This window comes from Kribbella sp. NBC_00359 (genome assembly GCF_036097425.1).
In the GTDB taxonomy this organism is placed as follows: domain Bacteria; phylum Actinomycetota; class Actinomycetes; order Propionibacteriales; family Kribbellaceae; genus Kribbella.
In genome coordinates this window covers 5,127,092-5,139,794 of sequence record NZ_CP107975.1, presented here as the reverse complement: position 1 = coordinate 5,139,794, position 12,703 = coordinate 5,127,092, and the positions used below count along the sequence as shown (strand labels likewise).

The window sequence follows — 12,703 nt, the reverse complement described above, 5'->3', positions numbered from 1 at the left end:
GAACCGCAGCATTACCGGCCGATCGCGAACTGCTCGGGATGGATGATGCCGGGGGCAACGGCCTCGATCATCTGGTCCGGCACGTTCAGGAAGTCGTTCTTCACGACGCCGTATGTGCTGGGCACGCTGCTGGTGCCGATGTAGTAGAACTGGTCGGCCGCGATCTGCAGCACCTGCTTGCCGAGCTCGAGCGTCTTCGCGGGGTCCGGCTCCTGGCGGGCCTTGGTGAACAGGTCGAGCTGCTTTTGCACCTCCGCAGGCGGCGTCACGCCTTCCTTACCGTGCGATTGGTACCACTGCGCCCAGCCGACGCCGTAGCGAGCGCTGCCGTCGTTGGTCGGCACCCAGTAGTGGTCGCCACCGGTTCCGGTCGGCAGCACGAAGGTGCCACTGGTCCAGGTCCCCGCGTCGTGGTCGTTGGCCTTGACCCGCTCCTTGTAGAGGTCCTCGCTGACGGCCTGTGTCCGCAACTCGACGCCAACCGCGAGCCAGCGCTTCTTGACGAACTCGATCGCCTCGACGTGGTCCGGGAACGACTCGCTCACCAGCACGGTCACCGACACCGGCTTGCCGTCCGCGCGCAGCCGCCGACCGTCCGCCGACTTCTTCGTCAGCCCGGCGGCGTCCAGGTGCTGGTTCGCCTTCGCCAGGTCGAACTCCAGGTACTGCGTGGCGAGCTGCTCGTTGTAGTACGGCGAGTCCTTCGGCGGAGCCCCTTGCCAGGGCTCGCCCTGACCGGCGTACACCGCGTCGATGATCTCCTTGCGGTTGATCGCGTACGACAGCCCGATCCGGAACTCCTTGTTCGCGAACAGCGCCCGCTTGACCGGATCCTTGTGCGTCTGGTTGATGCCGATCAGCATCGTGTTGGTGAGCTGGGTCGGCACCTCGAAGATCTTGTAGCCGCCCTTGTCCCGGTTCTGTGCCACCACCGGCTTGTTCTGGGGGGTGCCGAAGTTGCGGTACTGCATGCCGAACTCGCCGTTCATCACCTTGAGCAGCTCGACCTGCGCGTCCTGGACCACCTCGACCCGGCAGGCGTCGATGTAGGGCAGTTGCCGGCCCTGGTCGTCGACCTTCCAGTAGTACGGGTTGCGGCTCAGCGTGACCGCGGAACCCTTGCCGAGCGCAGTGCCCACCTTCCACGCCGCCAGCGTCGGCTGGTCCGCGTTGGTGAACGGGTTCTGCTTCTGGGTGAACAGGTCGGTCCAGCTCCCGACGCCGGCCTTCTTGGCGAGCGCGTTCGCGTTCGGGTTGTACTTCAGGTGGAACTGCTGGAAGTAGTGCTTCGGCAGCAGCATTCCGTAGGCGCCCTCACGCAGGAAGATCGCGTCGGCGATCTGCCCGAGCAGCGACGGCTGCGGCGCGGTGTAGGTGAACTTCACCGTCCGCTCGTCGACCTTCACAATGGTTGCCAGTTTGCCGGTGTCGGGCGAGAGGAAGGCGTCGTAGATCCCGTCCGGGTGCAGCCCGCTGTCGCACTGCACCTCGAGCACGGTGAACAGCATGTCGTCCGCGGTGCACGGTTTCCCGTCGGACCACTTCAGCCCCTCGCGCAGCGTGAAGGTGAACTCCTTGCTGTCGGCATCGACCGTGTACTCGGCGACGTTCGCCTCGATCTCGTCGTACCCGGGCTTGCCGGTCTTGTCCGGCTTCCAGCGCACCAGCGGCTCGTAGGCCATCGCGTACCACAGCCACTGGGTGTCTTCCTGGGTCAGCATGGCCGAGCGCCAGGTCCCGCCGTACTGCGCCTGGCCCGACAGCGGCTTGATCACGGGCGGGTTCTTCGGCAGACGTTCGGCCAGTGGCGGCAGGGATCCCTTGTCCACCAGGGCCTTCAGCATCGGCGACTCCCTCTCACCAGCTGCGGCAGCCTGTGCGCCGGCACCGGCGGGCTTGGTGTCGAAGAAGCTGCAGCCGGGGACCGTGGCCGCCACCAGCAGGCCCAGTCCTCCCTGCAGAATCCGCCGGCGGTCGATCGTACGTCGTTCTCCGGACATCGCTTCCTGCCTCACTGCTCGACCGAGATGCTGCTGAACTGCGCGGTCCCGTAGTCGACGAGGGCGTTGTCGATCTTGCCGCCGTCGATCGCGAATCCGATGTAGAAGGTCCGGCTCGGCATCATGATCTTCTCGTAGCCGAAGCGGTCCCACGTGGTCTTGTCGGTAGAGATGCCATCTGAAACGGCGATGAAGGCCTCGAACTCGACCTCCCGGGCCTGTGGCCGCTCACGCCGGAGCAGCCGCAGCCAGTACTGCTTGGTGGGATCCAGGTAGCTGTCGTCCCACGGCCACGGCCCGACACTTGGCACCGTGCCGTCGGTCTGGATCCGGATCGCCTGCGCCTTCATGCCGCCGTCGTCGGTGACGTCGGGCGCGTCGCTCGCGTTGTCGCCGACCGTGCCCATCCCGCCGGCCACGCCGAACCCGATGCCGCCGTACATGAACGGCGCCGCCGGGTCGAGGCTGTCGCGGATCATCAGACCGGCGGTGATCCCGTTCGCCACCTTGGCGATCTTGTCCAGCCGGGCGGTGATCTGGGCGACCGATCCGGCGCCGCCGACCTGGAGCTTGCGGTAGACATAGTGGAAGTTGCTCGACCGGCCGAGGATCCGGCCGGAGCCCTTGATCGTCAGGATCCCGCTGTCGAGGCTGCCCGAGCCCGGGACCGCCGGCTTGCCGACGGCGGCCGACGTCCAGCCCGGCGTACCGGACTGGAGGTTGACGTGCACCGGCACCGCGGTCGACTGGGTCGCCGTCCCGTTCCGGTCGGTGGCCCGCGCGGTGACCCAGTAGGTGCCGTCAGCAACGTTCTTCCATTGCACCCGGTACGGCGCTCTGGTCGCCGAGCCGATCGACTCGTCGCCGACGAAGAACTCCACGCCGGCCAGTTCGCCGCCCTTGGCCGGCGCGGCGTCCGCCTCGATCGTCACGGTGGGCGCGGTCCGGCCGGCGATCGTCTGGTTGTGCCTCGGGCTGGTGATCCGCACCGCCGGGCTGCCGACCGGGTCGGGGACGATCGAGTTGAGGTAGTTCTCCAGGTAGGTGTAGCCGTTCGGCGCGATCTTCTGGGCGTCGGACGGATCGTTGGGGTCCAGGCCTTGCGCCTTCTCCCACCAGTCCGGGATGCCGTCGTGGTCGGAGTCCAGCAGCGCCTCGGTCTGAACGAGCGGCGGGTATCCGCCGACCTCCTTCTGGGAGTTGATCAGCCGTCCGGTCCCGTTGCGGACCTCGTCGACCACCCGGGCGTCGGCCGCGTCCCGCCGCGGCAGAATCGCGCCGGCGTTCGCGAGCACGGCCTCGTATGCCTTGGCCGCGGACTGGATGTCGCCGCGACCCGGGATCGGCTGCGGTTCGGCGAGCTCGACGATGCCGCCGATCGGGTACCGGATGCCACGCCGGTTGTGCGCGGTGACGTCGGGATGGCCGTCGACCTGGTTGCCGGCGACGTACCACTGGCCGCCGCGGTTCGCGCTCACGATGACCGGGGCGACCTCGCCCAGAGTCGTCGGGCCGGGCTTGTAGTAGTTGCCGACGATGTTGATGCCGTTCGACCACTCGCCGCCGTACACCGAGGTGTAGCCGTGGTCGTAGACGACGTTGTTGTAGTGGTCGACCTCGAGGTTGATGCCCTCGGTGTAGCCGAACCGCGGCTGCCGGCCGCCCTGGTGGGCGATCAGGTTGTGGTGGTAGGTGTTGCGCTCGCCACCCCAGATCCCGCCGTACCCGTGCCGGTTCTTCGGGTGCGCGGACAGCGCCAGGCCCTCGGAGACGATGCACCACTGGACCGTGACGTCGAAGTTCCCGTACGGCGACAGGCACTCGTCGACCGCCCAGCTGAACGAGCAGTGGTCGATGATCAGGTTGCGGATCTGCGGGCTGACCGAGCCGGGCACGTTGGTGTTGAAGGAGTCGTCGGCGATCTCGAAGTGGTCGCCGAGCCGGAACCGCAGGTAGCGGATCACGATGTCGTGGGCGCTGCCCTTGATCCCGGTGCTGTGGCCCGAGAGGCAGATGCCGCCGCCGGGCGCGGTCTGACCCGCGATGGTGAGGTTGTTGCCCGCGATCAGCAACTGGGACTGCAGCTCGATGGTGCCGGAGACCCGGAAGACGATGGTCCGGTCCGAACCGGACACGCCCTCGCGCAGTGAGCCCGGACCGGCGTCGGCCAGGGTCGTCACCTCGTAGACGGAGCCACCGCGACCGCCGACGGCCCATTTCCCGGCACCCTCGGCGCCGGGGAACGCGGGCACCCGGTCCTCGGTCGCGGCGGATGCGGCGGTCTTCGCCGAGGCGGTCGGCGCGATCCCGAGGGAGGCCGCGCCGACGGCGGCGGCGGTGGTCCCGACGAACCCGCGCCGGGTCCAGCCGGAGGAAGTTTCAGTCATCGTCCATGCCTCACTTTCGCAGGGGGCGGCCGCCGGAGTGAATATCTAATCGGCATCGAATGGATCGACGGGCCTCATGGTTGCGGAGGTTGCGAAGGAGTGTCAAGAGCATGACGCGGATGATTTGCAATCGTTTGCAGTCACGAGATCACGTGGCGGCAATCGTTTGCACCAATCCGGTGCCGAACCCTTGTCGGCCCATCGCGGTGATGGTTTCCTTCAGCCATGCCCCTTCGCCCACTCCCCCTCGGCGCCGCACGGATCACCGGTGGTTTCTGGTCCGAACGGCAGCGGATCAATCGCACCTCGACGATCCCGGCCGCGGCCCGGCGGCTGGAGGAAGCGGGGACGCTGCGGAATTTCCGCCGGGCCGCAGATCGCTCGAGCGTGGGTCAGTTCGCCGGGAAGCTCTTCGCGGACACGGATGTCTACAAGTGGCTCGAGGCGGTCGCCTGGGAGCAGGCTCGCGAGCCTGCCGGCGAGCTCGCGGCCTGGCAGACGACAACGAGCGCGCTGGTAGTGGCCGCACAGGAGCCGGACGGCTACCTGAATACCTACACGCGACTTGTGCTCGGCGGTCAGCGGTACGGCGATCTGGAGAAGGGGCACGAGCTGTACTGCGCCGGCCACCTGCTGCAGGCCGCGGTCGCGCAGTCGCGGGCGACCGGTGATCGCACCCTGCTCGACGTCGCCTGCCGGCTTGCCGATCTGCTGTGCAAGACGTTCGGGCCGGGCCGGCTGGAAGGCGTCGACGGTCATCCGCTCATCGAGATGGCGCTGGTCGATCTGTACCGGGAGACCGGGACGCCGTCGTACCTGGAGTTGGCGTCGTACTTCGTCGAGGCGCGTGGACACGGGCTGCTGACACCGCCGGGTCATCACGGACCGGCGTACTTCCAGGATCACTTGCCGGTGCGCGCCGTACGGACGCTCGCGGGTCATGCCGTGCGGGCGTTGTACCTCGCGGCCGGCGCGACTGATGTCGCCGTCGAGACCGGTGACACCGAGCTGCTCGATGCGCTCCGGGCTACCTGGCAGACGATGGTCGGCAGTCAGACGTATCTGACCGGTGGAGTCGGATCCCGGTGGTACGGCGAGGCCTTCGGCGACCCGTTCGAGTTGCCACCGGATACGGCGTACTGCGAGACGTGCGCGGCGATCGCCAGCGTGCAGTGGAGCTGGCGGCTGCTGCTCGCGACCGGCGAGAGCAGGTACGCCGACCTGATCGAGCGGACGTTGTACAACGCGGTCATCTCCGGGGTCTCGCTGACCGGGGACAGCTTCTTCTACGTGAACACGTTGAAGGTGCGGCAGCACGCGTACGCCGACGACCAGCGGTCCGCGATCGGCGGGAGGCAGCCGTGGTACGGGACGGCGTGCTGCCCGCCGAACGTGATGCGCACGCTCTCGTCCCTCGATCAACTGGTCGCGACGTCGGACGACGACGGGGTGCAGTTGCAGCTCTACGCGCCGGCGGCGGTGAACGCCGAGATCGATGCTGGGACGGTCGGGCTGGAGGTGACGACGGAGTATCCGTGGCACGGCACGGTTCGGGTGCGCGTGACCCAGTCGCCGGGCGAGGCCTGGACGCTGGGCCTTCGGCTTCCCGCCTGGGCAGCAGGCTGCACGCTCACGGTCAACGGTGCCGAGCAGCCGACGGGGCCGGTCGGGCGGCTGCTTCCGCTTCGGCGGAGCTGGCAGGCCGGTGACGAGCTGGTCCTGGAGTTGCCCGTGGAGGCTCGTCGTACGTCGCCGGACGAACGGATCGACTCGGTCCGTGGGTGTATCGCGATCGAGCGTGGGCCGTTGGTGTACTGCTTCGAGCAGCTGGACCAGGACGTCGTACTGGATGAGACGGCGGTGGTGCCGGGTGCGTTGGTCGAGCGGGAGCGGCCGGAGTTGCTGGGTGGGGTGACGACAGTCGAGGTGCCGGCGCGGGACGGGCAGACGCTGACGGCGATCCCCTATTACGCGTGGGCGAATCGGACGGTTGGGCCGATGACGGTGTGGGTCTCGGAAGGATGAGATGACGTACTACGAAGACCCGGGCCCTGGGTACGGCGTGCTGCCGGCGCGGGCCGCCGTACGCACGGATGCGGTACGGCTGAGTCTCAATGGTCAGTGGCGGTTCCGGCTGGCGGAGACGGTCGCGGATGATGGCTTCGAAAAGGTGGATTTCGACGACTCCGAGTGGGCGTACTTGCCGGTGCCGTCGAGCTGGCCGATGCACGGGCACGGGCGGCCGGCGTACACGAACCAGAAGTATCCGTTCCCGGTCGATCCGCCGTACGTGCCGGACGAGAACCCGACCGGGGATCACCGGCTGGTGTTCGAGCTGCCTTTGTCGTGGCGCGGGCCGACGGTGCTGCGCTTCGACGGGGTCGACTCGTGTGCGCGGGTGTGGCTGAACGGCGTCGAGCTCGGGGTGACTCGCGGGAGCCGGTTGCCGAGTGAGTTCGACGTCAGTGCCGTACTGCGGCCGGGGCGGAACGTGCTCGCGGTCCGGGTGCATCAGTGGTCGTCGGGGAGCTACCTCGAGGACCAGGACATGTGGTGGCTGCCGGGGATCTTCCGCGATGTCACGCTGATCGCCCGGCCCGCCGATGGTGTGGATGATGTCTGGGTCCAGGCTGACTACGACCATCGGACCGGTGCCGGCATGCTGCGAGTGGAATCCGTCCCTGGTGCGGTCGTGCGAATCGTGGAGCTGGGTGTCGAGGCGACGGCTGGTGAGTCGGTGACGGTCTCCGGCGTCGAGCCGTGGTCGGCAGAGGTGCCGCGGTTGTACGACGCCGTCGTCGTGACGCCGGGTGAGACCGTGTCGCTGCGGATCGGGTTCCGTTCGGTGGCGATCGTCGACGGCGTACTCACGGTCAACGGGCGGCGGGTGTTGTTCCACGGGGTCAACCGGCACGAACACGATCCCGTGCTCGGTCGCGTCGTACCGACGGAGCGGCTGCGGCGGGAACTGCTGGTGATGAAGCAGCACAACATCACCGCGATCCGGACCAGCCACTACCCGCCGGACTCGCGGCTGCTGGAGCTGTGCGACGAGCTCGGGTTCTGGGTGATGGACGAATGCGACTACGAGACGCACGGCTTCTTCCTGCTGGACTGGCGCGGGAACCCGGCCGACGATCCGCGCTTCCTGGACGCCTCGCTGGACCGGATGCGGCGGATGGTCGAGCGCGACAAGAACCACCCGTGCGTGGTGATGTGGTCGCTCGGCAACGAGGCCGGCGTCGGGGCGAACCTGTCGGCGATGGCGGCGTGGACGCGTCGTCGTGATCCGTCGCGGCCGCTGCACTACGAGGGCGATCTGACCTGTGCGGACGTCGACGTGTACAGCCGGATGTATGCCTCCCACGCCGAGGTCGACGCGATCGGCCGACGGGCCGAGAAGCCGTTGGACGATCCGGCCCTGGACGCGCGGCGACGGGCGATGCCGTTCGTGCTGTGTGAGTACTCGCATGCCGGGGGCAACGGTCCTGGCGGGCTGCCGGAGTACGAGGAGCTCTTCCATACGTACGAACGCTGCCAGGGCGGATTCCTGTGGGAGTGGATGGAGCACGGCATCCTCCGCCCCGACGGTACGTATGCGTACGGCGGCGACTTCGGCGAAGAACTCCACGACGGCACGTACGTCCTGGACGGGCTGGTCTTCCCGGACCTCACTCCCCAACCAGTCCTGGCCGAGGTCCGCAAAGCCTTCGAGCCCGTCCACCTGTCCGTGGTCTCAGACGCCGTGAAGATCACCAATCGGTACGACGTCCTCGACACCACCCACCTCGCGCTGCACTGGGACCTCGACGACGACGGCGAGGTGGTCGCGCGGGGCTCCCTCGACCTGCCGGTGATCGCCCCCGGCACCGAGGCGACCGTCAAGTTGCCCGACTTCGCCGTGCCGCCTCAGAACCGCGAACGCTGGCTGACAGTCCGAGCGGTACTGGCCAACGACATGCCGTGGGCAGCTGCGGGACATGAGGTCGCCTTCACCCAAACGCAGCTCGCAGCAGCCGCGCCGGCCGAGATCATCCGATCGACCTCCGTGACTGGCGCCTTCACGCTTGGGCCGGCACGCTTCGATCCACGCTCCGGCAGGCTCACCCACTTGCACGGGTGGGACGTTGAGCATGTGCCGTTGGAGTTGTGGCGGGCGCCTACTCAGCACGATGCGCGGACCTGGGATGCGACCACGTTGGACCGGAAGGCACGGTGGGCCAACGCCGGGCTGGATCGGTTGCGGTATCGGACGGTGTCCGTGGAGGCGGCCGGCGACGAGTTGGTTGTTGTGACGATGGTCGGGGCCGCGGCTACGGACGCTCGGGTGTTGACGACGTACCGATGGAGTTCCGACGGGGATCGGCTGGCCGCTGAGGTGGCGGTGGAGCCGGCTGGTCGGTGGATCGTGCCTTGGGCGAGGGTTGGGGTGACGTTCGGGCTGCCGGGTGGATTCCAGGACGTGAGCTGGTTCGGGCTGGGGCCGGGGCAGGCGTACCCGGATTCGCGGGCGGCCGCGCGCATCGGGCGCTACACCTCGACCATCGACGACTACCAGGTGCCGTATCTGTATCCGCAGGAGAATGGTGCGCGTGGTGACGTCCGTTGGGCCGAGCTCTCGGGCCACGCCGGGAAACTGGTCCTGACCGGTGACGCGCGCCTCGCGCTGACCGTCCGGCGGTGGACGATCGCCGAACTGGCGGCCGCGGAGCACCTGGCGGATCTCGTCCCGGGCGACAAGGTCTGGGTGACTCTGGACGCGCTGCAGCACGGTCTGGGCAGTCCGACCAGCGGTGCGCCGATCCTTCCGCCCCACGACCTACAGGCCAGGTCGCACCGCTTCCGCTTCACGCTCGGCGGCTGATCAGCCCTTCAGCCGCGATGGCTGCGAATCGGCCACCACGATCCGGGGATGCCGGCCCGCGACAGCCACGTCGTACGCCTCGAGCGGCCGGCGGGAGATCGGTCAGAGGTAGGTCTGGGTGCTCGGTGGGGCGGATTCCATCCAGGCCAGGACGCCGGTGAGGGCTTCTTCGGTCATGGCGAAGTGGACGGTCCGGTCGCGGAGCTCGGCGTCGACGATGACGTGGCCGGCGTACGTGACGAGGGGCTCGTTGCCCATCGGGCGGCGGGTGGTGACGCCTTCGAGCTGGCGGCGGTTGACCACGAGCTTGGGCCACCAGGCCAGGCTGAAGACGCGAAACCACTGCAACTCGTCGCCGACGTAGCGGGCCAGGCCGAGGGCCCAGCCGCGGCCGTGGTCCTTCTCGGCGAGTTGCAGGCTGCAATCAAACGTTCCGCCGTCCCTGGACAACCAGCGACGGCGGAACGCGAAGATGATGATCAGCAGTACGGCGGCAAGCAGACAGACCCCGACGACATCGAGGACTGTCCTCATACCTTGCCGACCCCATTTCCGGTGCCCAATAGCCGGTACTGCCCCGGGCACCGCCGGAGAACCGTACTGTCAGTGACGATGTTCAATTATGGCAGGTGGGTTCGGGGCCACTGCGGCCCCCACCCCACCGCCTCGGTCAGGCCGTCTTCTCGGCGGCCTGCACCCGGGCTTCGGCGAGTCGCACCTCGTCGGCGTCGGCATCGGACTCGGTGCCGGTGGCCAGCGCCTCCTCGAGGTCGCGGCGGGCTTCCTCGAGGTCGATGTCGTGACCCATCTCGGCGTTCTCGGCCAGGATCGAGACCCGGTCGTTCGCCACCGAGATGAAGCCGTCCGGCGCGGCCGCGACGAAGTACTCGTCGTCGACGGTCCGCACCTGCACGGTGCCACCCTGGAGCAGGCCCAGCAGTGGCGCGTGACCGGGCAGGATCCCGACGTCACCGTCCGTGGTCCGGGCGATGACGATCTTGGCCTGGCCCTGCCACACGGTCCGCTCGGCCGCGACCAGCGCGACCTCGAGGTGCTTGGCAGCGTCGTCGGCCATGTCAGTTTTCCTTCTGCAACTCGGCCCACTTGCGCTCGACGTCCTCGAGCGAACCGACGTTGAAGAACGCCTGCTCGGCGATGTGGTCGCACTCGCCTTCGGTGATCTTCTTGAAGGACTCGATGGTGTCCTTCAGCGGCACCGTGGAGCCCGGGATGTTGGTGAACTTCTCCGCCATGTAGGTGTTCTGTGAGAGGAACTGCTCGATCCGGCGCGCGCGGGCGACGGTGATCTTGTCCTCTTCGGAGAGCTCGTCGACACCCAGGATGGCGATGATGTCCTGCAGTTCCTTGTTCTTCTGCAGGATCTGCTTCACCCGGACAGCCACGTCGTAGTGCTCCTGGCCGATGTACTGCGGGTCGAGGATCCGCGACGTCGAGGTCAGCGGGTCGACGGCCGGGTACAGACCACGCGACGCGATGTCGCGGGAGAGCTCGGTGGTCGCGTCGAGGTGGGCGAAGGTGGTCGCCGGCGCCGGGTCGGTGTAGTCGTCCGCGGGCACGTAGATCGCCTGCATCGAGGTGATCGAGTGACCCCGGGTCGAGGTGATCCGCTCCTGCAGCACGCCCATCTCGTCGGCCAGGTTCGGCTGGTAGCCCACCGCGCTCGGCATCCGGCCGAGCAGGGTGGAGACCTCGGAACCGGCCTGGGTGAACCGGAAGATGTTGTCGATGAAGAGCAGCACGTCCTGCTCCTTGACGTCGCGGAAGTACTCCGCCATCGTCAGCGCCGACAGCGCCACCCGCAGCCGGGTGCCCGGCGGCTCGTCCATCTGACCGAAGACCAGCGCGGTGTCCTTGAAGACGCCGGCCTCTTCCATCTCGTTGATCAGGTCGTTGCCCTCACGGGTCCGCTCGCCCACGCCGGCGAACACCGACGTACCACCGAAGTTGTGGGCGATCCGGTAGATCATCTCCTGGATCAGCACGGTCTTGCCGACACCCGCACCGCCGAACAGGCCGATCTTGCCGCCCTGCACGTACGGCGTGAGCAGGTCGAGCACCTTGATGCCGGTCTCCAGCATCTCGGTCTTCGACTCGAGCTGGTCGAACGCCGGCGCCTTGCGGTGGATCGGCCAGCGCTCGGCGATCTCGAACTCGGACTCGTCCTGGTTCAGGCACTTGCCGGTGACGCTCCAGACCCGGCCCTTGGTGACGTCGCCGACGGGCACGGAGATCGCCGCGCCGGTGTCACGCACCTCGGTGCCGCGGACCAGGCCGTCGGTGGGCTTCATCGAGATCGCCCGGACGATGTTGTCGCCGACGTGCAGCGCGACCTCGAGGGTGATCGTCTGGGTGGTGTCGCCCAGGGTGATGTCCACCTCGAGCGCGTTGTACATGTCGGGCATCGCGTCGGCAGGGAACTCGACGTCGACGACCGGGCCGATCACCCGGGCGACGCGGCCGACAGACCCGGCCGCTCCGCTGTGATCGTTCTTCTCGGTAACCGTGGCAGTCATCTCTCTCACTCGCTCCCGGCGCTCGCGTCGGCCAGCGCGCTGGCGCCACCGACGATCTCGCTGATTTCCTGGGTAATTTGGGCCTGGCGGGCCTGGTTCAGGTCCCGCGTCAGCTTCTCGATCAGGTCCTGCGCGTTGTCCGTCGCCGACTTCATCGCCCGCTGCCGGTTGGCCAGCTCCGACGCCGCCGCCTGCAGCATGCAGTAGTGGATCCGGCTGGCGACGTACTTCGGCAGCAGCCCGTCGAGCACCTCTTCGGCGGACGGCTCGAACTCGTACAGCGGCAGTACGTCGTCCGCCGCCGGCGTCTCCTCGCCCTCGACGACCTCCAGCGGCAGCAGCCGGATCACGTCCGCGCGCTGGGTCAGCATCGACACGAACCGGGTGAAGACGATGTGGATCTCGTCCACGCCGCCCTCCTCGGTCGGTTTCAGGAAGGCCTCGATCAGCGCGTCGGCGATCTCCCGGGCCCGGGCGAAGCTCGGGTTGTCGGAGTCGCCGGTCCACGACTGCGCGATCTCGCGCTGCCGGAAGGTGTAGTACGCGACGCCCTTGCGGCCGCTGAGGTACGGGACGATCTCCTTCTGGTCGTCACGCAGCAGCTGGTTCAGCCGCTCCCCTTCGCGGATCACGTTGGACGAGTAGGCCCCGGCCTGACCGCGGTCGGAGGTGATCAGCAGGACGGCGGCCCGCTTGGGGTTCGGCTTCTCGGTGGTCAGCGGGTGGTCGACGTTCGAGAACGTCGCCACCGCCGACACGGCACGGGTGAGCTCACGCGCGTACGGACCGGCCGCCTGGGCGCGCTGTTGCGCCTTGACGATCCGGGACGCCGCGATGAGCTCCATCGCCCGGGTGAGCTTCTTGATCGTCGAGACCGAGGCCTTGCGATCGCGAAGCTCCCGCAGATTGGCCGGCATC

At 68.0% G+C, this 12,703-nt stretch carries 8 protein-coding genes; 2 read left to right on the top strand and 6 right to left on the bottom strand.

Annotated features, from left to right (window positions below):
- Positions 1 to 11: 11 nt before the first annotated feature.
- Positions 12 to 2,000, bottom strand: coding sequence for an ABC transporter substrate-binding protein (locus tag OG876_RS25290; RefSeq protein ID WP_328519115.1), 1,989 nt, complete (start codon positions 1,998 to 2,000; stop codon positions 12 to 14).
- Between the two features lie 11 nt (positions 2,001 to 2,011).
- The gene (locus OG876_RS25285; RefSeq protein ID WP_328519114.1) at positions 2,012 to 4,387 is read right to left on the bottom strand and encodes an Ig-like domain-containing protein; all 2,376 of its coding nucleotides are present in this window, start codon (positions 4,385 to 4,387) and stop codon (positions 2,012 to 2,014) included.
- A gap of 225 nt (positions 4,388 to 4,612) precedes the next feature.
- Between OG876_RS25285 and OG876_RS25280 the strand changes: the two genes are divergently transcribed.
- Entirely contained in the window at positions 4,613 to 6,412 is a 1,800-nt protein-coding gene (locus tag OG876_RS25280) for a glycoside hydrolase family 127 protein (protein ID WP_328519113.1), read from the top strand.
- A 1-nt stretch (position 6,413) separates the two neighbouring features.
- Entirely contained in the window at positions 6,414 to 9,251 is a 2,838-nt protein-coding gene (locus tag OG876_RS25275; protein WP_328519112.1) for a glycoside hydrolase family 2 TIM barrel-domain containing protein, read from the top strand.
- A gap of 102 nt (positions 9,252 to 9,353) precedes the next feature.
- Here the strand turns inward: OG876_RS25275 and OG876_RS25270 are convergent, their stop codons facing one another.
- From OG876_RS25270 to OG876_RS25255, 4 genes are all read right to left on the bottom strand, one after another.
- On the bottom strand, positions 9,354 to 9,785 hold the full coding sequence (locus tag OG876_RS25270) for a DUF2550 domain-containing protein (RefSeq protein WP_328519111.1): 432 nt from the start codon (positions 9,783 to 9,785) through the stop codon (positions 9,354 to 9,356).
- Between the two features lie 136 nt (positions 9,786 to 9,921).
- Positions 9,922 to 10,326, bottom strand: a complete 405-nt coding sequence (locus tag OG876_RS25265) for a F0F1 ATP synthase subunit epsilon (RefSeq protein ID WP_328519110.1) — start codon at positions 10,324 to 10,326, stop codon at positions 9,922 to 9,924.
- Between the two features lies 1 nt (position 10,327).
- Entirely contained in the window at positions 10,328 to 11,785 is a 1,458-nt protein-coding gene (atpD, locus tag OG876_RS25260) for a F0F1 ATP synthase subunit beta (RefSeq protein WP_328519109.1), read from the bottom strand.
- Positions 11,786 to 11,790: 5 nt separating this feature from the next.
- On the bottom strand, positions 11,791 to 12,702 hold the full coding sequence (locus OG876_RS25255) for a F0F1 ATP synthase subunit gamma (RefSeq protein WP_328519108.1): 912 nt from the start codon (positions 12,700 to 12,702) through the stop codon (positions 11,791 to 11,793).
- Between the last annotated feature and the right edge of the window lies 1 nt (position 12,703).

What these genes read in the sequence shown, in the direction of transcription:
- OG876_RS25290 (WP_328519115.1), bottom strand. Translation starts at nt 2,000, where the DNA reads ATGTCCGGAGAACGACGTACGATCGACCGCCGGCGGATTCTGCAGGGA.
- OG876_RS25285 (WP_328519114.1), bottom strand. Translation starts at nt 4,387, where the DNA reads ATGACTGAAACTTCCTCCGGCTGGACCCGGCGCGGGTTCGTCGGGACC.
- OG876_RS25280 (WP_328519113.1), top strand. Translation starts at nt 4,613, where the DNA reads ATGCCCCTTCGCCCACTCCCCCTCGGCGCCGCACGGATCACCGGTGGT.
- OG876_RS25275 (WP_328519112.1), top strand. Translation starts at nt 6,414, where the DNA reads ATGACGTACTACGAAGACCCGGGCCCTGGGTACGGCGTGCTGCCGGCG.
- OG876_RS25270 (WP_328519111.1), bottom strand. Translation starts at nt 9,785, where the DNA reads ATGAGGACAGTCCTCGATGTCGTCGGGGTCTGTCTGCTTGCCGCCGTA.
- OG876_RS25265 (WP_328519110.1), bottom strand. Translation starts at nt 10,326, where the DNA reads ATGGCCGACGACGCTGCCAAGCACCTCGAGGTCGCGCTGGTCGCGGCC.
- atpD (WP_328519109.1), bottom strand. Translation starts at nt 11,785, where the DNA reads ATGACTGCCACGGTTACCGAGAAGAACGATCACAGCGGAGCGGCCGGG.
- OG876_RS25255 (WP_328519108.1), bottom strand. Translation starts at nt 12,702, where the DNA reads ATGCCGGCCAATCTGCGGGAGCTTCGCGATCGCAAGGCCTCGGTCTCG.